The sequence below is a fragment of the Bacillus sp. 9.4 genome, assembly GCF_055486415.1.
The window spans coordinates 158,859-179,933 of sequence record NZ_JBVFMU010000003.1 but is presented as its reverse complement, the minus strand read 5'-3'; the positions used below and the strand labels follow the sequence as shown (position 1 = coordinate 179,933).

The window sequence follows — 21,075 nt, the reverse complement described above, 5'->3', positions numbered from 1 at the left end:
GTGGCTTTTAAAGCGCAGAATACGATATCTGGTAAAGAGGGACGCCTTTTCTTGGACGGTGAGGAACTGGCGTTTATCAAAACATTTGAAGCGAATGTGGAGAAAAATAAATCGGAAGTCAACGTTATGGGGCGCCGCATGACCGGTCATAAAACGACAGGCGCAAACGGAACAGGCACAGCGACATTTTATAAAGTCACATCCCGCTTTGTGCAGCTGATGCTTAATTATGTGAAAAAAGGTGAAGATCCGTATTTCACTCTCCAAGCGGTGCTTGATGATAAATCATCTGGCCGTGGGACCGAGCGGGTTACTCTCTATGATGTGAACTTTGATTCTGCAAAGATTGCGGGACTGGATGTGGATTCCGAAGCATTGGAAGAGGAAGTGCCGTTTACCTTTGAGGACTTTGATCTTCCTGAAAAGCTTAAGGATACGTTTTAATAAATTGAATTCGTTTTGGCGTCCTTAGGAATTTTGTTACTATTTTTATCAATTTTACGTTTGATAACTGTAAAATGGAGTGGAAATAATGTATACTGAATATACATTGATTAAATCAAATTAACCACGCAATAACATTATAGAATTAACATCTAAGATTTTGCGTAAAATAAAAATACCGGAGTGCGCCAACACTCCGGTCTGTACACAAGCTGTCCTTAAGGGAGCTTGCTCGCATATTTTTCATGATAGACTTATCCCTTTAAGTTTCCAACGCTCAAGGGAGAGTCTATTTTTTGTTTTTATAAGTCAACAATGCAACAATTAAAGAACCCAAACTAAATAATGATGATTGGAAACCAATCAATACCATTAGAGCTTGGTAAGCTTCAGTTGACATTATATCACCCCCTTTCTAACGGGGATGCAAACTTCCCTTATGGCGCTTTATGTACGATTTTCATTATACTGGTAAGCGCATCTTTTTGTAAATTCGAATCCTTGTGATTTTTAATCAAGCACATCCTTTTTGCGAATTCGAATCCTTGTGATTTTTATTCGAAGAGAATGTGCTTTTTTTATATCCAAAAAAATTTAATTGTAAATAGAAGGAGCTAATTAACATGAGCGAAAAACAAAACGAAAAAGTATATGATCTTTCATTCTTTATGCCAGGACAAACAATTGAAGCGGAAGAAGTAGAAGTGCCTATTTCAAAGCGATTTGTTGACAAGCAAGGAAAGGTGATTCCGTTTGTATTCAAAGCTATTACCACAGAACGCATTGACGAGCTTGAGAAAGAAAACACCACTTACAAAAATGTAAAAGGACGCGGCCGTGTAAAAGATTTGGACAGCCAACGCTTTTATGCTCGTATTGCCGTAGAAACGACTGTTTACCCGAACTTTAAATCTAAAAAGCTGCGCGAAGCTTACAAAACAGAAGATCCGGTGGAAGTTGCAAAACGTGTTCTTTCCGTCGGCGGTGAATATGCAAACTGGCTGAACAAAGCAATTGAGATCAATGGTTTTGAGGATGATCCCGAAGACCTTGAAGAAGCAGCAAAAAACTAATAAAGGGCGGGGATAAAGAGACCGTGTATCTTTATTACGCTATGCACGAGCTCAAATATGCCCCGTCAGAATTACAAGAACTATATGAGGCGCCGAGAGAATTCAAGGCGCTCTTATATGGTTTGATCAGTTACAAGCTTGAGCTGTTAGAAAAGGAAGCGAAGAAGGGAGGTAATTAACTATGGCTAAACTAACAGCTACGTTTGATTTACAAGATAAGATCACCAGAAAGCTTCGAAAGATACAAGGGAATGCAGAGAGACTTCAGAGGGCCGCTAATGGTCCTCTTATTTTTGATGCTGAAGATCGAACAGAGCGGGTTATGAGACGAATTGACCGATCAGCAAGCCGCTTGACTGGGCGGGCTCGATCAATTGAAGTCGGTTTAGATGATCGGGTTTCAAATGGTTTGCGTTCTATACGCCAGCAAACAGAGGATCTTACTGAGGGTAGCCATGAGGTGACGGTTTCCGTTAATGATCAAGCTACACCACGGTTTCGCTTAATTCGTGGAGGTCTCTCTGATTTGAATCGCTCGCACGCTGAACCAACTGTTTCAGTTCGTGATCATGCGTCAAACCAATTAGATGAGATCCGGCGCCATGTGTCCGATGTAGACAGCGAACATGCTGAGCCCACTGTTTCTATTAAAGACAAAGCTTCAGCGGTTCTGGATGCAATTGAGGCAAAATTAGACGGCCTGAAAAACGCTACTGTCACCCTGGCAGTTGGCGGCGGACTGTCGGCTGGTGCAATTATGGGTAGCGGGAAAAGCGCTATGTCCCAAGACGCTTATGTTTCAGCGACTTCGAAAGTCAGCAAAAAAGACGCTGCTAGAATGACAGACCAGATCTATTATGACAACAAAGCAGGAGGATCCCGGGAAGAAGTCAGCTTATCTCTGAGAACCTTGTCTCAACAGACAGGAGCATCTAAAAAAGCCCTGGCTGAATTGACAGAGTCATCTAGTAAGATCGCACAGCTTATGAATGCTGATCAGGCGGAAGTGGACCGGGCCTTCAGCTCAATGTATAACAACTTGAAAATGTCCGGGAAAGACAGCGGGGATTTAATCGCGTATGTGTACCGGAACGCCGGTGACCAGGCCGACGATTTGCTGGACACGATGAATGAATACAGTTCCACTTTTAAAGACATGAAACTCACAGGCGGCCAGATCGCTAATGCCATGATTAAAGGAACAAAGGGCGGGGCGAGAAACTTCGACAACCTCGCTGACAGTATGCGTGAATTTAACATTCGCCGTACTGAAATGTCTGATAGTCAAGTGGACGCGTTCAAATCGCTATTCGGAGCCAAAGAAACAGAGAAAATGTTCAAAGGGTTTAAAGATGGTTCAATCAGTGGCCAAGAAAGCTTATTTAAGGTTGCTGATGCCTTATCAAAAGTCAAAGACAGGACTAAGCGGGCATCTATCGCCACGGAGCTAATAGGAACACAATATGAGGACCTGAAACAGCCGATTTTAGATATGGCTGAAGGCATTGGCACAAGTGCAAAAACAACAGGTGAACTGGAACGCAGCTTCTCTCAGCTTCGGGATAACAACCCAATGACGCCGATTAATGACGCCATACGGGATTTTGAAAGCATATCTAAGGATATGGGAACCTCACTGCTGACCGGTTTGGGTCCGGCCTTCGATAAGATCGATTCATTCTTAAACAGTAAGGAAGGCCAAGAGAAACTCAAAGAGATCAAAAAAGATATTACTGATCTTGGCGAGGCCATAGGTGACAAGCTGAATGTGGCCATTGAGTGGACGGTGAATCATTGGGACGATTTAAAAACAGCCTTTAAAGTTGTGGTTCCTCCTTTAATTGGATTGATTGCATATTTGAAAATCCTACGGCCGCTCTTGAAAGGAATCGGAACTGTCGGAAGCGACGCAGCGGGAGTAATTCGGAGGTTAATTCCCAACCGTGTTCCCGGCGGTGATCCTAATACACGAAGCGGAAGACGAAATGGACAGGCTGTTCGTAATACAGGGAGAAGAGGCGGACGTTCTGGAACCGCTTCGAGTCCAACGAGTCTACCTCGGAGCGGCGGCTTAACTTGTTGCTCTTGTAGTGGTATTGGCGGAAATGACCGCAGCCGTAAAGGTAGAGGGAGAAATGCTTCAGGCCGGCGAGGGAATCCAACCAGTGTGAACCCTTCTAATAGATCTATTACTGTGTCATCTGAACAGCTAGAAAGAAGGCGTTCAGGAAGAACGGCAGCAAATGCAGGGGGCGGTTCGAGAGCTTCAGTAAAAACCACCAGATCAGAACTACGCGCAGCAGGCCGAGCGACGGGCGATGCCTCGAAGTTCGGGAAAGTTTTAAGTCCGCTGAAAAGTGTCGGTAAATTTGCGAAAGGTATCCCTCTTTTGGGAACTGCATTAGCGGCAACTGATTTGCTCGGGATGAACAAAGAAAATGCAGGTGAGAAAGTTGGTTCTTTCGCCGGGAATCTTGGTGGAGCTGCTGCAGGAGGAGCCGCGGGAGCAGCCATTGGTTCTGTTGTACCCGTTGTCGGTACTGCTGTCGGCGGAGTTGTCGGTAGTATTGCAGGCGGTATCGGGGGTTCTGATTTAGGATCATCTGTTGGCAAATGGTTTGATGATGGCGGCGCTTCTAAAGCATGGGATGGGATTGTAGACGGTGCAGGAAATGCCGTCGATTGGATCGAGGATACGTGGTCTGATCTCTCAGATTGGTTTATGGATAACGTCTGGAATCCAGTTAGTGATTGGGCCGGCGATAAGATTGATAAGATCACTGACAAATTCGAGGATGCTAAGAAATGGCTGACTGATACCTGGAATGACGTGTCATCCTGGTTTGTGGATAACGTGTGGACACCTATTTATAACACGGCAGTTCCGATCATTAATTTAGTAGTAGGTGCCTTTTTATTTGCTTGGGATGGTATCAAAGCTCTCTGGAAGATTGTCTCAACTTGGTTCATGGATAATGTTTGGAATCCATTAGTTGACGGTGTCACTGACGCTGCTGATTGGATTTGGACAAAAATTAATGACGCTTGGACTTGGATCTCAGATACATGGTCCACTGTCTCAACTTGGTTCATGGATAATGTCTGGAATCCGATTAGTGATGCAGTTGCAACTGTGGCTGGCTGGATACAAGAACATATAGATTATGCGCGAATCTGGATCCAATTAAAGTGGCTTCAGGTGGCAACTTGGTTTTATGACAACGTCTGGAACCCAATCAGTACAGCTGTTAGTAACGTAGCAAATTGGATTTGGACGAAGATCAATGAAGCATGGACATTTATTTCGGATTTATGGTCTACAGTCTCAACTTGGTTTATGGAAAATGTGTGGACGCCGGTAAGTGATGCTGTCACTAATGCAGCAAACTGGATCTGGACAAAGCTTAACGAAGCATGGACGTGGATTTCTGACAAGTGGAGTGCTGTTTCAGCTTGGTTTAGTGAAAATGTGTGGAATCCAATTGTTTCAAAAGTGGAGGATGCCAAAAAATCCATTTCAGAAAAATTTGAGTCAGCTAAAAAAGCTGTTAAAGATGCCTGGAATGGTATTTCTGAATGGTTTAGTGAAAATGTAGGAGATCCCCTTGGAAAGATAGCTGACGGAATTAAGAAGAAGTTTGAAGATACCTTCTGGTGGGTCATTAAGCTAAAAGGGTTAGCTGACGCTGGAGGGGAGATCATAGGCAATATCATAGGGAGAGGTGAAGAAGCTACTGGATTAACAACAAAGAAATCCGGTAAGTCTTCATCTGGTAAAAATACTAGCGGTGGCGGAGGAATTGCTGGTCTTGTTCAGTCGCAATCATCAGCACCAACAAGTATTTTCCCTAAACAAAAAAGCGTTCTTGAAAAGAATGCGACGGGCGGTTATATTACGAAACCAACTATTTCTTGGATTGGTGAAGCAGGTAAGGAGTTTGTGATCCCTGTTGATAACAACAAGGGTCGCGGTAAAATGCTTCTTTCTCAGGCCGCTTCTAAACTAGGAATGAGCGTTGTTGATGACATGGCTTCTGCTTCATCAGCAGGTGGAGAAACAGCTGTTTCACCTCTAGCTGGCGGAGCAACAGTTTCCGCTACAGTGTCTCCTACCGTTGATACATCGAGCCTTAATGAACAGGCATCTACTTTCGGCCAACAGTTCACGCAGGGCTTTGATCAGGGTATTGAGGATAAAGTCGTTTCAATGGATGCTTGGAAACAGAAAAACGTTGGCCAGCCTATGAATAATTTGATCTCCTACTCTCCGAATTACGGAAAACAAGTGGTCAATGGCTATGCCAACGGCCAGAATAGTACAGCCACCGGCACAGATGGCTTCCTGCAGACGAAAGTCAAAACACCATTCCAGAACACAGTGAATAAATCCTCTTCATGGGGAACTGGAACGATCAAAGGGTTTGCTTCCGGTCAAAATAGTTCACAAACTGGCACTGATCAGTATGTAAATACTCATGTGAATAAGCCGTTTTTGAAGTCTAAAGAATCCTCAAACGGCTGGGGAAGCGGTATGATCGGTAATTTTGTTACAGGTATGACTTCAAAGGGCAGTGAGGTCCATGAGGCAGCCAAGGAACTAGCAAAAAAAGTCGAGAAAGCTTTCCGTGAAGAGTTAGATATTCATTCACCTTCACGTGTCATGATGAGCTTGGGGCGTTTTGCCTCTGTTGGTGTTGTAAAAGGTCTGGATTCTGTCGATGTGAAAAAATATGCTGAAAAACAAGCTGGATCACTGGCAGCTGCTTATTCCGGAATGGGTGCAGTAGGCGGAAACGTGAAACAGTGGCTTATGGCTGCAATGATGGCCACAAAAACACCATTAAGTTGGCTTCCAGGATTGATGACAATTGCAAAGTTTGAATCAGGGGGCAACCCTAACGCCATTAACCTGTGGGATAGTAACGCGAAGGCAGGCAATCCATCCCAAGGGCTCATGCAGACAGTACCAACCACTTTTAACGCACATAAAGCGCCAGGCATGGGTAACATTAGAAACCCGATTCATAACGCTGCTGCCGCAATCGGCTACATCAAAAGCAGATATGGCTCTATTGACAATGTACCTGGTATTAAAAGCATGAGACGCGGTGGACCGTATGTTGGTTACGCTAACGGCGGACTCATTACCAAAGAGCAGATTGCACGTGTTGGTGAAGGAAATAAACGTGAATGGATCATTCCGGAGGAACGGGGCATACGTGGCCGCTATCTGTTGGCTCAAGCAGCTAAAGCTCTCGGAATGGAAGTCACGGATCCTGCACAAAAAGGCCAAACTGAATTATCATCTGGCCAGGTAACTGCTGCCACGACAAGCAGCCAACAAACAACTGTTACTGCTGCAGGAGGTAAAGAGGTCGTTATTCAGATTAACGGCGACCAACATTTTTACAATGATCAAGACGTGAACAGTCTGGTCTCAAAAATTAAGCAGGCCCTTGTCGCTGAGCTTGAACAGGATATTAACATCGGTACGAAGGGAGTCGTCGCGTTTGACTAGATCTGTTTATGAATTCTGGATTTCACAAGGGAAGGACAAGCTGCGGCTTCCTGTCCTTCCTGAACAAATTGATATATCAAACACAATTCAAAATGAATCAGTAAAAGTGGCCAGTTTTGGGGAGATCACTTTTATAGATAAACCGGGAGCGAAAGAGATTTCGTTCTCTTCTTTTTTTCCAAAGAAACACAGTCCGCTTGCTGAGTATAAGGGATTTCCTTCTCCTGAAAATGCTATCGCTAAGATTGAGAAATGGGCAAAAGCGAAAAAGCCGGTTCAATTTTTGATTACTGGCACGAAAATAAACTTCACCTGCAGCATTGAGGGCTTTTCTTATAGTGAGGGTCAAAAAGACATAGGTGATCGTGATTATGAAATCAAACTGAAGGAATACAAAACCGCTTCGCCGCGGAAGATCAAGCAGAAGAAAAAGACGAAGAAGAAACGGCCATCTAAATCAGCTCCTAAAACATATACGGTTAAAAAAGGCGATACACTGTGGGACCTTGCCGGCAAGTTTTATGGAGACAGTACAAAATGGCGCAAGATTTGGAACGTAAATAAAAAGGCTATGATCAAACGAAGCAAACGGAATATCAGGCAGCCAGGACACTGGATCTTTCCTGGTCAAAAATTAAAGATACCGCAATAAGCAGGTGATGACATGATAGAACTTTTCGTCATTAAAGAAACGGAATGGCTTGAGCTGGTAACTGAAAGTGTTTCCCTCGAAGGGCAACGGTATCAGGCGCCGCGATCGATCACGGCCAAAATCATTACGAAACAGGGAACCCATTCATATTACAGCGTATCTGAAGGGGATACAGTTTTATTTAAGTGGAAGGGCAAAGAACTGTTCCGGGGCATTGTGTTTTCTCGCAATCCGGAAGAACACGGGCTGACCTTTACGGCTTATGATATGCTGCAATATCTGGTCAAAAACAAGGATGTTTATGTTTTCTCTAATAAGCGTGCAGACGAGATCATAAAACGTCTGGCAAGAGACTTTCAGATTCCCACAACGTCTATTGCAAACACAGGTCATACAATTAAATCACTTGTGTTCAAAGACGATACGAGCCTTTATGACATGATTCTGAAAGCCTTGAAACAAACGAAAAGCCAAACCGGAAGGAATTATCAATTATATTCTGCGAAGGGAAAGCTTGGCCTTCGCGCTTGGCCTGATCCGTCGGAAGTATGGGTGCTGGAGACGGGTGTGAACATCACCGGCTATCAATACAGCACTTCAATTAATGACACGGCCACAAAAGTAAAGCTCCGCCGGCAGAAAGACAATAAAACATACACAGCCACCGCAAGCGACAGCGCAGGCATAAGCAAATACGGCGTCCTTCAGTATGTTGAAACAGTATCAGATAACATTAACCAAGCACAGCTGCAGCAGCGTGCGAAAGTTAAACAGGCACAGAAGAAAGGCGTCAAAAAAGAACTCAAAAGTATTCAAGCAATTGGGATTCCAGATCTTCAGAGTGGTTTGCCCGTCTATATTTCAATTCCGGAAGTCGGGGTTAAGAAAACATACTGGATTGATACAGATAAACACGAATTTAAAGGATCGACACACACGATGACCATTGATGTGGTTGAGAAAAATTCTATTCCTGATGGTGTTTCCTCATGAGATTAAGTGAAGCAATCAAACATTTGGCTGTCGGTGCAGTTGATTCTGAGTCACCGGTGGATATTATGCCGGCTGAAGTGGTTTCCGTTTCTCCTGTTGAAATTAAACTCAATGAAAATGAAAAGCTAATTATTCCGTCTGATTTGATTATTATTCCTAAGCGGCTGCGCGCTGGAGGAGATGAAGAATTAAAGATGGGTGAGAATGTGATGGTTGTCTCCTTAAAAGGCGGACAATCATTTTTTATTCTCGACAAAATATAGGGGGTGCCTGAGTTGGCCCTTTCGCCAGAAATTGAATTTGATGATATTGAAGATGACAGCGAAGTCATAGAGACCTCGCAAACCTACAAAATAGATTTTGAAAATGGCCGTATCACAAATGAAATGATTACTGGCCTTGAAGCAATCAGGCAGTTTGTATATTTATCTCTTCATACTGAGCGATACGCCTATTCTGTTTTCAGCCATGATATTGGAAATGAGCTTCAAGACATCTTGGCAGATAATGAAACAACAGACGAATATAAGAAAATGGAGATTCCGCGGCTAATAGAGGAAGCGCTGATCTATGACGATCGTGTTTCCTCTGTATCAGATTTTGAAATAGAAAAACAAGGTGATTCGTTCCATGTTTCCTTTACAGTCGAAACGGACGAGGGAAAATTGGAGATCGAGGAGGTGCTTGGTGAGGATGTTTGAAGATCAAACCTTTGAAGAAATTATGGACCGTATGCTAAACAGCATTTCTGCGGACGTTGATACAAGAGAAGGCAGCGTGATTTATAACGCCTTAGCTCCTGCAGCAGCAGAATTGGCCAAGTCTTATATTTGGCTCGATACTGTGCTGGAACTTGTCTTCTCAGATACAGCACAAGGAGAATTCTTAGATCGACGGGCTACGGAAGCCGGTATTGAGCGTACAGCTGCCACAAAAGCAGTCAGGGCAGCGGAGTTTACTGAAGGTGTAACCATTCCAGTGGGTTCCCGCTTTTTTGTTGACAACCTTTACTTTCAATACACAGCTGACGGAACGCTGGAATGTGAGACAGCCGGAGAAGCAGGGAACGCGAATATTTCCGGTCAGAATCTATTGTCATTAGACACCATTCCGGGACTCCAAAAAGCGATTGTGAAAGAGATTCTGATCCCTGGACGGGAAGAAGAGGATGACGACAGTTTAAGAGAACGCTACTTTACCCGTGTGCGCCGGGAAGCTGTCAGCGCTAATAAAGCACACTACAAACAGTGGGCGGAAGAAGTTGACGGAGTGGGAAAGGCGAAAATTTTTCCGCTTTGGAACGGGGATGGCACAGTCAAAATTGTTGTGACTAATGCTAACTTGGAACCTGCTTCCGATATATTGATTTCTAAAGTTAAAAACTATATTGATCCTGAACCCGGACAAGGCGAGGGACAAGCGCCAATAGGTGCTTTTGTCACAGTGGAGAGTGCGATATGGAAAGAGATTGAGATATCAGCTGAGGTGCTTCCAGAGGTCAATAGCTCTATTGATCAGGTTAAGCAAGAAATCGAATCAGGCGTATTAAATCTATTTAAAAAGATGGCGTTCGAGGACAATGTCATCCGCTTATCTCAGATTAATAATATCGTCTACAATTCGCCTTCGGTAAGTGATTACGCAGATATTAAAATAAACGGTTTGGCTGAAAATTTGGTTTTGAGTGACGTGGAAATCCCTAAATTGGGGCAGGTGAACATCATTGAGCAAACTAGATGAAATGACGGCTTACCTGCCGCCGTTTCTAACCAAGTTGAAGGAAATGGCCGAACTTCTTCAGGCGGAAGCTCCGGAATTTGAAAAGCAAAATAACAGCATCTTTGATCTGACAGATCAGCTGTTTGTTACTACGGCAACCTGGGGGCTCGAACGGTGGGAAAAGATATTAAATGTGCCTCGAGAGTCTGGTGATACGTATGAGATCCGCCGGTTGCGCCTGATTTCGAAAATGTCCAATATTCCACCGGCGACATATAAAGCCATTGAACTGGCATTGAATCGGTTCCTGAAGAATCCGTCCGCTCAGGTCCGGCTGCTTCCCAGGGAATACCGTATTAATGTTGATATTGATATAGATGATATGCAGCACATGAGCGAACTCATAGAGACACTGGAGAACATGAAACCGGCTCACTTGGCGTATACCTTGCGAGCTGCTGTGAATGAGCCACTCCAGATAAAAGATACTGTCATTTTGAATAACAGACGATATCGAAAGGTAAGTGAGCTGATGGTGGGTTATTCCGTCACGCTCAATAATAACGAGGTGGTTTTACCATGATTACGCAAGTTTATAGAGAGCGTACAGCTGCAGATTTGAAAAGTAGAATATCGAAAGTGTTACTGAATGGAAATGAAACAAAGATTGTGGAAATAACCATTCAGGGCGCAGTTGTTACAGTGCTTACCCATCGGGAAGAAGATATCAAACACATTGAGAGTGTTCAGGTCCTTGATGAACAGAACAACGTGATTACGGAAAGAACAACAGATTTAGATGTAAGTAACAATAGAACGCTGGACTTTAGATTTACTTTTGAGGTGGTGTAATAAATGGCATATGAAGCAAAAACAGACTGGCTGCCGGATGATCCGATCAATGAGGATGATGTAAACCGATGGGAGAAAGGGATTGAAGAGGCGCATAAAGATTTAGCTGCGCATAAAAACGACATGAACAATCCTCACAAGATGACAAAGGAACAGCTGGATCTGGGTAATGTTGATAACGTGCAGCAGGCAGCGAAGAAAGATTTTGATCTCCACAATCGAGATAAGGAACGGCATATTACGAATGAAGAGCGAGCTAAATGGAATGGGGCGCAGCTTTCGAAAATGACGAAAGATGATGGATCCATTCTTATTAACATCGGTCAAGGCTATGACTTTCATAGTGTTGCGATAGGGCAGAAAAAGACTTTTACTTTTTACATGTCGAGTGATGCCATTAATGCACCGCCTCAAGCGGTTCGCGGTATTTACTTGTGTTCCTCTTCGACGAGTGGGGAAGCAATGGCCATGGCCGCAGATGGCGGATTTTGGAGAAAGTCCTTAGTTAATGGAACCTGGTCAGATTGGATAAAGTACGAAACTGAAGAAGGATCAATTAAAAGATTGGCTGTTCACACTGATAATAAAGATATCCATGTTACTAAAAGTGATAAAGACAAATGGAATGGAGCTCAGCTTTTTAAAATTACAAATGATGTCGGAGGTGTCTTGGTATCCATAGCTGATACAGACGACTTTCTGGAGAGAATTGTGAAAGCGGGCAAGACCTTCGGAACTTTTTACTCAACAGGGAAGCCGACAAATGCTCCTTCCACCTTATCAACTAGAGGTTTTTTTCACTTCACATCCATTGATAGTAACGGTAACGGTACTTTTGGATATGTCGTGGCTATAGATTATAAGAATAATATGTATTCAAACTATGTTGACGGTAATTCAGGCTGGTCCGGCTGGAATAAGTATGAGACCGAGGTTAACGCCCAGAATAAAGCTGATAAAGCTCTTTCGGATGCAAAAGCCTTTGTTCAAGAAAACTTTACTAATCAAAAACTGACCGTTCTTACAGGAACAAACGCAATTCAGGACGCGAGAACAAGCGGAGAATCATATCCACTCGGTCTTACTCTTATGGATATTGGCCAAGGTAACACGACCGGATATCCTTTGCGATACGGAATTGTAAAAAACGAGAAATATAATAATTCCCGCTTCACACAATATTTTTACGGTACAGGCAATGAATCGGGAACCTATATTGACAGTACAGGGGTATGGGTTCGCCATTGGTGGAGCGGTTCTGGCTGGACTCCTTGGGAAAAAATATCTGGATTTGCACATGCCAATGTTGGTACAACTGGAAAACAGCTTCTTATCAAAGGGGAACAGCAGAAAGTTCGGTTTAATAGAAAGATAAAAGACAGTCATAATGCTTTTGATGTCACTAATAACCGGTTTATCTGTCCTAATAGCGGTATGTTTTTAGTCAATGCAGGTTTATATATAGAGAACGTTCAAAGATATGCCAACTATGAGATGGAGATTTATCTTAACGGAAAGATTTATAAAAATATAGCGCATTACAGAAACAGTCCAGCAAATCCTTCTGATACAACACAATTCAATGTAGGGGTTTATGGAGCCGCCACTGTTCCGGCTAATGCGGGCGATTATATAGAGATTTATCTCTATGTTGGATATGACGGGGATGTTCAACGTTACATTACTGACAACTCAGGATGGTATAACTATTTTGATATCACTGAAATGGGCGGCAGAAATTATCCGAGATTATAGGAGGTACTTTTATGATTTTGTATGATGCGATTATGTACAAGTACCCTACTGCGGTACCGAGAAAGGATTTTGAACTGCGGAACGACGGGAACGGCTCATATATTGAGAAATGGAATCTCCGGGCGCCATTACCTACTCAGGAGGAATTGCAAGCCTGGTGGGAAGAATCGAAAAGCAAACCACCATATGAGCCTCCTGATCAGGTCGATTTGCTTGCACAAGAATTGTCGCAAGAAAAGCTGGCCCGCAAACAGCTTGAAGAATTAAACCAAACTTTAGGAAATGCGCTGTCTGAAATAAAGCTGCAGCTGCTTTCCTTAGAAGGAGGGAATGAAGAATGAATTATTGGGTACTGGCTTTATATTATAACTGGGCTACCCCTGAAATGGTGAAGCAGGCAATCCACTATAAAGATTGCTCGCGCGAAGATTTACAGGAAGGAATAGAAAAAAATCTAATCACTGCAGAACAGTATAAAGAGATCACAGGAGAAGCCATGTAGGGCTTTTTTATTTTGCCTGAAAGGGGGTGGGTACGATGTAACGCCCATGTTAGACCGCTAAAGACTAACAAAAGCAAGGAGGAATTTTAAAATGACGCAGTATAGTTTTCAATTTCCAACAGATGCAGCCGGTAAGCCGGGGGCAGCCAAGCCATACAGAGAAGGGAACAGAGATTTTGTGGTGCCGATGGCTGCCATTTCAGGTAATGCTGAGCTGTTGACAAATGCAGTCTTAAAAGCGACTGAAGTGTATACACAGTATGGCCAAGATCGATTAGGTCAGGTTTTAATTTCAAAAGTAAAAGGACATGCTTATTCTGATCGTGAAGGTACATTATTTATCGAAGAAAGTAACGATCAGAATACATGGACCACAGTATCTTCCTTAGTGGTTAAGGCGGGGACACTTGGCGAGACTGAATGGATCCACTTAACACAACGATATTTCCGCTTCAGGTATGCAAATGGTAACCTGCAGCAATCTGAATTCTTACTTTATCAGTCGCTTGGCGCAGGCGAAGAAGATATAAACATTAAACAAGCCGTTCCAATTACGACATCTGCTCCGCTCACTATGCAAATGGATAAGAGCAGTTTAACCGATGAAGGTCGTTTAAAAGTTCAGACTGAAGGCTTGAATCTCGGCTCATTAGACACTCAAGCAAAAACGATAGATGTTATTTTTCACGATAAAACAGAAACGATTGGGGAAGGTACTCCGTTCACTGTTGGATCATTTAAAACGTTGCTTATTGAGGTTTATGGAACAGCTGAGACAAGTGAATTGAAGTTCTGGGGTAAATCCCTATCAGGAACAAAAAGAGCCCTGAGAGGACAGAAAGTAGATGACGGAACGTATGCCACTAGCACAAAAGGAAAATCGGAAGCCTGGTCTTTTGACATTACCGGTTTTAAAGAAATAATGATGGAGCTCACGGCGTTAACAAATGGAAACTTTTCAGTAAGAGGGACGGCCGTCTCATAAAATCCGGCTGTCCTTTTATTTTGCCTCTAAGGAGGTGATAAAGAAATGGAGGAAACGAGTGTGTTTATTAACTTTGAAACGTTGGATTTAGCAAGGATTTATCTATTCGGTGGTGTGAAATACCTTGATTTATTGTTAGTTCTCAGCATTCTTGACGTAATAACAGGCGTGATTAAGGCATGGAAATTCAAGAAGTTACGTAGTCGGAGTGCTTGGTTTGGTTATGTCCGAAAAATGCTTAGCTTTCTAGTGGTCATCTTGGCAAATATCGTCGATACTATTCTCAATCTGAACGGTGTTCTAACATTTGGAACCGTTCTTTTTTATATTGCAAATGAGGGACTTTCAATTACTGAGAATCTGGCACAGATCGGCGTTAAAATTCCGGCTGCTATCACGGACCGGCTTCATGTAATTGAAGAAGACAACGAAAAAACAACTAAAAACAAAGAACAAGCTGCTGGGTAACTGGCAGCCTTTTTTATCTAAAAAAGAATAGGAGAGGAAGTATTATGGCCATAAAAGTGGTGAAAAATTTAGTTTCTCAAGAAAAATACAGTTTGAAATGTCCGAATCCTATGGTTCCGGAATATATCACTATTCACAATACGGCAAACGATGCTTCAGCGAAGAATGAAATTTCTTATATGAAGAACAACACAAGCTCAACAAGCTATCATTTTGCCGTTGATGACAAAGAGGTTATTCAAGGGCTACCGTTAAATCGCAACGCATGGCACACAGGAGACGGCACAAACGGCACAGGGAACCGCAAGTCGATTGGTGTCGAAATTTGTTATAGCAAGTCGGGAGGTGCTAAATACTACACTGCTGAAAAGCTAGCAATCAAATTTGTGGCGCAGCTCCTTAAAGAGAGAGGCTGGGGAATTGATCGTATTCGCAAGCATCAAGACTGGAACGGCAAGTATTGCCCGCACCGTATTTTAGATGAGGGTAGATGGGATGAAGTGAAGGCGGCTATCGCAGCTGAATTAAGCAAAATCGGCGGTAAAAGCTCAGCGTCTTCAGGCGGCTCTTCAGGATCCGGAACAACATATACTGTGAAAAAAGGTGATACTCTTTCTGAAATAGCAAAAGAGCACGGAGTGAGTGTGGCAAATCTTCAGAGCTGGAATAACATTAAAGACCCGAATAAAATTACAGTTGGCCAAAAGTTGAAACTAAAAGGATCCAGTTCATCCAGCAGCACTAAAACAAGCGGCAAAAAGACATCATACCCGCTTCCTTCCGGAATTATTAAAGTGACAAGTCCGATGACGAAAGGAACGAATGTCAGACAAGTTCAAAATGCTCTGGCTGCTCTTTATTTCTACCCGGATAAAGGGGCGAAAAATAACGGCATTGATGGCGTATATGGGCCGAAAACAGCAAATGCAGTCAAACGGTTCCAGTCAGTAAATGGTCTGACTGCTGATGGCGTTTATGGACCTAAGACAAAAGCGAAAATTGAATCACTTCTAAAATAACAAAAAGCCCTCCCTAACAAGGGGGGCTTTTTTAAAAATTCATTGAAGAAAGTCTGTCACCTGTTCTTTAGTAGACTGATGATTTCATTGTTTTGTTCAATCTTCTTGAAAGAATTTTTTCTAATCGTGAGTAAATACCGCACTACCCACCAAATAACGCTAACTCCAATAAACAAAAAGATAAAAGGTATAATCGTTGTGATCCAAGTTAGAAACATTTCCACTTTAGTTCCTCCTTTTATAAATCACTAACTCCAGCCAATAAACCTATAAGACTCAAAACAATTGTTATAGCAAGGAAAGCCCAGACTAATGCTGCGAATGGAGTGTTAATTCCCATGCCTTCTTTCCATTTGGAAATTCGACTTGTTCTGAATTTTCCTAGCTGAATACATAAAATTACGTTTAATAATACTGATATTACAAGGGCTGTTACTAAATATAAGTTCAAACCCATCAACCTTTCTTTTTAGGCTTTCTCCTAGTGTAACCTAGAAGCAGTTGTAGATTTCAAGTGTCATTATACATGTTTTTTTCGTAGGGATAAATATAGAAAAGTATGTATTTATTTGTATATTTGTGTTAATATGGCATTGTTTCGAAAAAAGTTTGATAGGAGGAGTAGCATGAAAAAGTTTGTGACAGTCGTTATTGCCACGGTTTTAGCTCTCGTTTTGTCAACAACATTTGAAAACACATCAAAGGCTGCGGAAATGCCACAGCAACCGGTTTTACCTGAGAAAGAAGTCGCATTTAACATGGATTCGACCAAACCTCAGGAGCAAAAAATTTATGACGATAATGGAAAGTATGTTGGAACTATGGGGATTATTCCAGAAAAGACTGAAGATGAATTCAGTACTATGGGTACATACCCTGTTCCGGTAGGTACAACAACCTTTAAAATCTACTGGAATACTGGAGTAATAAATCTAAGCTACCGTATCAAAGTAAGTAGACCAAAGCCGAAGAAAGTAATTTCCTACAGCAAAATCACAAAGGCATGGGATGAATGGCATTTTGTCGCGCCGCCATTTACTGTGCAAGGTGATGAGCTAAAGATAACTCGTGCACAAGAAACTTCTAAAGCTTCTGCATCTGCTCGGTATCGATTGAAATATGGTGTTATTGGACAAGGGTCTATCAACTACGATTTAAAATCAAGAGTAAGTAAACATTATTTATATACGTCTGTTTCTAGTTTTGGATAAAAAAAAGGGCCCATGTTGGGCCCCTTTTTTTATATCCATCTCCAGTTTATAGCACCATCAGGATAAACAGCCGGAACAATAATGCCTCTTTTATTCCCATTATCCGAAACGAACCAGTTTTCGTCATTTAGCCATTCTTCGTCGTATTTCGTTTCATCGAAGTCACCATCTTCGTCAATAAGGTCATTAAAAAGGTCTCGAAAGGTCTCAATGTTTTCATATGGGCTGAGAATACCGTACATCCACATACCTTCTCCGCTAACGTCGTGAATTTCGCCTAACTTTTCATCTTTATAGTAAAGGAACACTTATTTTCCCTCCTTTGATTGCAGTTTGAAATACTCGCTTGGTATCTCGCCTCTTATTAAATATTCAGTATCTCTTTTTGTCCAACTAAGAGCTCTTTTCTTCCAATAATCTGAATGCTTATCATTCTTTATTAGACGTTCAATTTTTTTGGGAGATAAAATAGCTACTCCTTTTACTTCTCCTGACTGGATGGCCTTTCGCAAAGCCGGCAAATTTAATTCAATAGAATTATCACCATAATTAGTGATTATATTTTTATTCATTGTGAAACTGGTGTACGGACTATTAGACTTTTGGGCTCCTCTAAATCCGCCTAAAATATGTTCTGTTACTGTGACTTGTCTACCTTTATACATTCCTTCTTTATTTATTGGCACAAGATTTCCGGTGTCCGGATCAATATGTGATTTTCCTAAGCCATTAGCTGCTTTGGTGGAATATAAATCTTTATCCCCGCGATAGAGATTTGAAGATTTTCCGGCTCCTGCGGTTGCTTTCAATACTTTGCCGGTTCCGATTGCTCCTATAGGCCCGAGAGCAGCTAGAGCACTATTAAAGCTGTTTTCACGTCTCTCCTCAGAAATTTTATTCCCGAACATATCTCGACCGGTTATTGCTTCACTAAAACCATTCGCTGACGCAAGACCGTAGAGTCCTTTACTGGAGTTTTGAAGGGCAGGGAATGTCTTAGGTGTTTTATAGATATCAAGCGCTTTGTCTGCCTTATAGATGGCTTTGCTCGTTGAGTAGACAGCCTTTCCGCCTTTGGCTAACTTCCCGGCCCAGCCAACTATAGGGATGTATCCTGCCGCAGCCATTGCGCCAGCTGCCACCCGTTGCCCATTAGTTAATTTTTCACCGGTGACTGGATCGACGCCATCAGCAGCTCTCTTATAATCATAATATCCGGAGACTTCCCCCGTAAAATTACAAACGACATCCCAGGTCTTTTCATACCATGGCCTATTTGCGAGCTCCTCTTGTTCCTTCGCAATTCTTCTTTGTTCGGCCTGCTGATCTTTAAAGGAAATATAGTCAGTAGTTTGTTTTTTTACATCCTCGGTCATCTTATGAATTTCACTGTCTCTATAAGCTTTTGCATTATAGTGGATAGGGGAGGCGTTTTTACCTTTTGCTGTAGCGTTCATGAGTGCTTGATAATCAGCCTGAATCATTTGTTCATTTGCTTCTGAGAGTGCATATTCAGATGTTAAATTTTCATCGACTTCATGAATTTTTTTGATGGTCTTGGTACGTTTGTTGTCGGCTGAAGAGAGTTCGTCTTTAAAAGTTTCTGTGGAGAATAAATCTAGTGGTAGTATATCGTTGATGTCATTTAGAATGTCTTTTATTGCTTTTTTCTGTTCTGACATGATGGATTTTGATTTAGTATAAGCGTTGGCCAGCTCGTGTTCTAAAAAAGATTCTTCTATGTAGGCATCGGATAAGCTTGCGTCTTCCAGGATGCCAATAATACTCGTGAGAAATGCGATTTTCATGTCGATCAAATCAATCCACTGGTCAGCGATCCCTGCTTGATCTTCATAAAATGCCTTTATGTTATTGGCGCCTTTACCTGAAAACTCACTGTCATCAAGATCAGCAACTGATTTGAAGGCATTCTTTAATTTGACCATTTGGTTCCTTGTATCTTTGTATTCCTTTGCACGGTTTTCAGCTTCAGAAAGCAATGATTTAGCTTCAAATACCTTCATGATCATATCCTTTCTTGTTAAGCTTTGTGATTCAATAACTAACAAAATTTTACCATAAAAAGAAAGTGAGAAATACAAAATATCCTTTTATTTGAAATGTGATCAATCAACGAAATGAACCGAAGAAAAAGTTTGCGGTTTTTTTGCGGTTCAAACACCTTTTGGAAATGTTAGAATATTACATAAAAAGAAACAAAAAGGAGGGATCCTGTGAATCCGGTTTTACCTTCCTCACATGTAGGGGTTAAGATTACCGAATGGTATAAGATGATACGTCAGTTTAGTGTTCCGGATGCTGAAATTTTAAAAGCAGAAGTTGAAAGAGAAATTAAACAAATGGAAGAGGATGAGTATTTACTAATTTATTACTCACTAATGAGCTTTCGACACCAACTTATGCTCGACTACTTAGAGCCGGAAAAAAAGTATAGAACAGCACGTCCAACCATCTCAGAATTACTTGAAAAAATTGAAGCTCCCCAAAAGAAATTAACCGGTCTCCTGAAATATTACTCACTATTTTTCCGCGGTATGTATGAATTTGATCAGCAAGAATTCGTGGAAGCTATTAACTATTACCGTAAAGCTGAAAAAGAACTTTATGCTGTTACTGATGAAATCGAACAAGCTGAATTTCATTTTAAGGTGGCAGAAGCTTATTACAACATGAAACAAACTCACGTTTCCATGCATCACATTTTAAAGGCATTAGAGATTTATGATCAGAATCCGCTGTATACTGTAAGGAAAATTCAAAGCTTGTTTGTAATCGTAGGTAACTATCTCGATTTTAAACATTATGAAAAAGGGTTAAAACATCTTGAAGAAGCCCTGAAGCTTTCTAAGGAATTAGGGCACGACAGACTAATAAGTTCTGCTTTGTATAATTTAGGTGAATGTTATCATTACATGGGACAACCAAGTAAAGCCGAAGGATATTTGAAAGAAGCAGCTGAGGTTGCAGAAAAAGCAAAATTAAGGACACTTCCTCATACGCTCCATTCGTTGGCCACAGTTTTATTCAAGCAGGAAAAGTTTAATGAAGGACAGAAGGTTTTACAGCAAGGGATCGAAACAGCACAAAAATTCAATGATGAACTTTTCCTATCGATGAATCAGTTTCTGAATGCCCTATATATTGAGTCTGTTGATAAACAGGGTATCCTCAATATATTGAATCATCTTAATGAAAGTCACATGTTCTCATTTACGGAACACATAACGCTGCTAACTGCAGAATATTATAGAGAAGGCGGAGAATTTGAAGAATCCAGTTTTTTCTATGATAAAATGGTTGAAGCGCAGCTTCAAATTCAGCGAGGTGACTGTTTATATGAGTATTAAAAAAGGTGTTTGTGTATTTCTCTCTGCTGTTATTGTTACCACTGGTTTATTTGCGTTTACTGCAGCTCCTGAGCAATCCAACCAGCATATTGAGGCTCATACGACTAATGCTGAAATGCAGATGGCAGGAATTAGATTACAGACTTGACCGATATTAGACCCTCTCATATAAGAGAGGGTTATTCTGTTTTTACAGCTGTTAGAGAGTCAAACGCTATAAAGTTTGTATCCCCCTTTAAATCCTTCACATGTAACTGTTGTTTGATTTCATTTATGTAATGAACATGCCCGATTATGTCCTCAATAAAGCCATTTCTATAAAAACTAATGGTTATAGCCGTATTGTTCTCCATTGCTTCAGAAATAATCCGCGCCATTTCTTCGAGTTGGTATTCATCAAGAACAGGCTTTTCAATTTTTTTAGTTTCAATCTTTCTATGTAATAAAGCTTCTCTGTGTTCGGGCAGAATAAATTTTTGTTCCCAGCGTTTATCATAAATTCCTTCAGACATGTTC

General features: G+C 41.7%; 23 protein-coding genes. 20 read left to right on the top strand and 3 right to left on the bottom strand.

Features of this window, described 5'->3' with window-relative positions; translation table 11 throughout:
- The 18 genes from ACZ07B_RS12855 to ACZ07B_RS12770 all read left to right on the top strand — a co-directional run bounded on the left by ACZ07B_RS12855 (position 1) and on the right by ACZ07B_RS12770 (position 17,191).
- Positions 1-444 carry a phage tail tube protein gene (locus ACZ07B_RS12855; protein WP_019712741.1) on the top strand — a complete coding sequence of 148 codons (444 nt, stop codon included), beginning with the start codon at positions 1-3 and terminating at the stop codon, positions 442-444.
- A 623-nt stretch (positions 445-1,067) separates the two neighbouring features.
- A complete protein-coding gene (locus tag ACZ07B_RS12850) occupies positions 1,068-1,517 on the top strand; it encodes a phage tail assembly chaperone (RefSeq protein ID WP_464877270.1) in 450 nt (149 codons plus the stop codon).
- A 41-nt stretch (positions 1,518-1,558) separates the two neighbouring features.
- Complete coding sequence (locus ACZ07B_RS12845) at positions 1,559-1,696, top strand: hypothetical protein (protein ID WP_180960774.1); 138 nt, start codon at positions 1,559-1,561, stop codon at positions 1,694-1,696.
- Positions 1,697-1,698: 2 nt separating this feature from the next.
- Positions 1,699-7,035: a phage tail tape measure protein gene (locus ACZ07B_RS12840; RefSeq protein WP_464877269.1), complete on the top strand. Its 5,337-nt coding sequence runs from the start codon at positions 1,699-1,701 to the stop codon at positions 7,033-7,035.
- The gene (locus ACZ07B_RS12835; RefSeq protein ID WP_101514127.1) at positions 7,028-7,687 is read left to right on the top strand and encodes a LysM peptidoglycan-binding domain-containing protein; all 660 of its coding nucleotides are present in this window, start codon (positions 7,028-7,030) and stop codon (positions 7,685-7,687) included. Before ACZ07B_RS12840 ends, ACZ07B_RS12835 begins: the two co-directional genes overlap by 8 nt.
- A gap of 12 nt (positions 7,688-7,699) precedes the next feature.
- Positions 7,700-8,680 (top strand): XkdQ/YqbQ family protein, encoded by a 981-nt coding sequence (locus tag ACZ07B_RS12830; RefSeq protein ID WP_464877268.1) that lies wholly within the window; start codon positions 7,700-7,702, stop codon positions 8,678-8,680.
- A complete protein-coding gene (locus tag ACZ07B_RS12825) occupies positions 8,677-8,943 on the top strand; it encodes a DUF2577 family protein (RefSeq protein ID WP_010330118.1) in 267 nt (88 codons plus the stop codon). Before ACZ07B_RS12830 ends, ACZ07B_RS12825 begins: the two co-directional genes overlap by 4 nt.
- 12 nt (positions 8,944-8,955) lie before the next feature.
- Positions 8,956-9,381, top strand: a complete 426-nt coding sequence (locus ACZ07B_RS12820) for a DUF2634 domain-containing protein (RefSeq protein WP_464877267.1) — start codon at positions 8,956-8,958, stop codon at positions 9,379-9,381.
- On the top strand, positions 9,374-10,420 hold the full coding sequence (locus ACZ07B_RS12815; RefSeq protein WP_464877404.1) for a baseplate J/gp47 family protein: 1,047 nt from the start codon (positions 9,374-9,376) through the stop codon (positions 10,418-10,420). The genes ACZ07B_RS12820 and ACZ07B_RS12815 overlap by 8 nt, the downstream gene beginning before the upstream one ends.
- Positions 10,404-10,982 (top strand): YmfQ family protein, encoded by a 579-nt coding sequence (locus tag ACZ07B_RS12810; RefSeq protein WP_464877266.1) that lies wholly within the window; start codon positions 10,404-10,406, stop codon positions 10,980-10,982. Before ACZ07B_RS12815 ends, ACZ07B_RS12810 begins: the two co-directional genes overlap by 17 nt.
- The gene (locus ACZ07B_RS12805; RefSeq protein WP_010330114.1) at positions 10,979-11,251 is read left to right on the top strand and encodes a hypothetical protein; all 273 of its coding nucleotides are present in this window, start codon (positions 10,979-10,981) and stop codon (positions 11,249-11,251) included. Before ACZ07B_RS12810 ends, ACZ07B_RS12805 begins: the two co-directional genes overlap by 4 nt.
- A 3-nt stretch (positions 11,252-11,254) precedes the next feature.
- The gene (locus ACZ07B_RS12800) at positions 11,255-13,006 is read left to right on the top strand and encodes a terminase (RefSeq protein ID WP_464877265.1); all 1,752 of its coding nucleotides are present in this window, start codon (positions 11,255-11,257) and stop codon (positions 13,004-13,006) included.
- An 11-nt stretch (positions 13,007-13,017) separates the two neighbouring features.
- On the top strand, positions 13,018-13,347 hold the full coding sequence (locus ACZ07B_RS12795; protein WP_017696797.1) for an XkdW family protein: 330 nt from the start codon (positions 13,018-13,020) through the stop codon (positions 13,345-13,347).
- Positions 13,344-13,508: an XkdX family protein gene (locus tag ACZ07B_RS12790; RefSeq protein WP_017696798.1), complete on the top strand. Its 165-nt coding sequence runs from the start codon at positions 13,344-13,346 to the stop codon at positions 13,506-13,508. The genes ACZ07B_RS12795 and ACZ07B_RS12790 overlap by 4 nt, the downstream gene beginning before the upstream one ends.
- 91 nt (positions 13,509-13,599) lie before the next feature.
- Positions 13,600-14,493, top strand: coding sequence for a phage-like element PBSX protein XepA (gene xepA, locus ACZ07B_RS12785; protein ID WP_464877264.1), 894 nt, complete (start codon positions 13,600-13,602; stop codon positions 14,491-14,493).
- 45 nt (positions 14,494-14,538) lie between these two features.
- Positions 14,539-14,961, top strand: a complete 423-nt coding sequence (locus ACZ07B_RS12780; protein ID WP_010330109.1) for a phage holin family protein — start codon at positions 14,539-14,541, stop codon at positions 14,959-14,961.
- 44 nt (positions 14,962-15,005) lie between these two features.
- A complete protein-coding gene (locus ACZ07B_RS12775; RefSeq protein ID WP_464877263.1) occupies positions 15,006-15,980 on the top strand; it encodes an N-acetylmuramoyl-L-alanine amidase in 975 nt (324 codons plus the stop codon).
- A 626-nt stretch (positions 15,981-16,606) separates the two neighbouring features.
- Positions 16,607-17,191, top strand: a complete 585-nt coding sequence (locus ACZ07B_RS12770) for a DUF5626 family protein (RefSeq protein WP_464877262.1) — start codon at positions 16,607-16,609, stop codon at positions 17,189-17,191.
- 29 nt (positions 17,192-17,220) lie between these two features.
- Here ACZ07B_RS12770 and ACZ07B_RS12765 read toward each other — a convergent pair whose 3' ends face one another.
- Together ACZ07B_RS12765 and ACZ07B_RS12760 are read right to left on the bottom strand one after the other, a co-directional pair.
- Entirely contained in the window at positions 17,221-17,499 is a 279-nt protein-coding gene (locus ACZ07B_RS12765; RefSeq protein ID WP_251233650.1) for a hypothetical protein, read from the bottom strand.
- The gene (locus tag ACZ07B_RS12760; protein ID WP_464877261.1) at positions 17,500-19,215 is read right to left on the bottom strand and encodes a ribonuclease YeeF family protein; all 1,716 of its coding nucleotides are present in this window, start codon (positions 19,213-19,215) and stop codon (positions 17,500-17,502) included. It abuts the gene before it with no gap.
- A 267-nt stretch (positions 19,216-19,482) separates the two neighbouring features.
- On the opposite strand from ACZ07B_RS12760, the gene ACZ07B_RS12755 reads away from it, so the two are divergent.
- Positions 19,483-20,559, top strand: coding sequence for a tetratricopeptide repeat protein (locus ACZ07B_RS12755; RefSeq protein ID WP_464877403.1), 1,077 nt, complete (start codon positions 19,483-19,485; stop codon positions 20,557-20,559).
- Complete coding sequence (locus ACZ07B_RS12750) at positions 20,549-20,707, top strand: hypothetical protein (protein WP_208561548.1); 159 nt, start codon at positions 20,549-20,551, stop codon at positions 20,705-20,707. Before ACZ07B_RS12755 ends, ACZ07B_RS12750 begins: the two co-directional genes overlap by 11 nt.
- A gap of 31 nt (positions 20,708-20,738) precedes the next feature.
- On the opposite strand, the gene ACZ07B_RS12745 is transcribed toward ACZ07B_RS12750, so the two are convergent.
- Positions 20,739-21,071: a YolD-like family protein gene (locus ACZ07B_RS12745; protein WP_087961654.1), complete on the bottom strand. Its 333-nt coding sequence runs from the start codon at positions 21,069-21,071 to the stop codon at positions 20,739-20,741.
- Positions 21,072-21,075 lie beyond the last annotated feature (4 nt).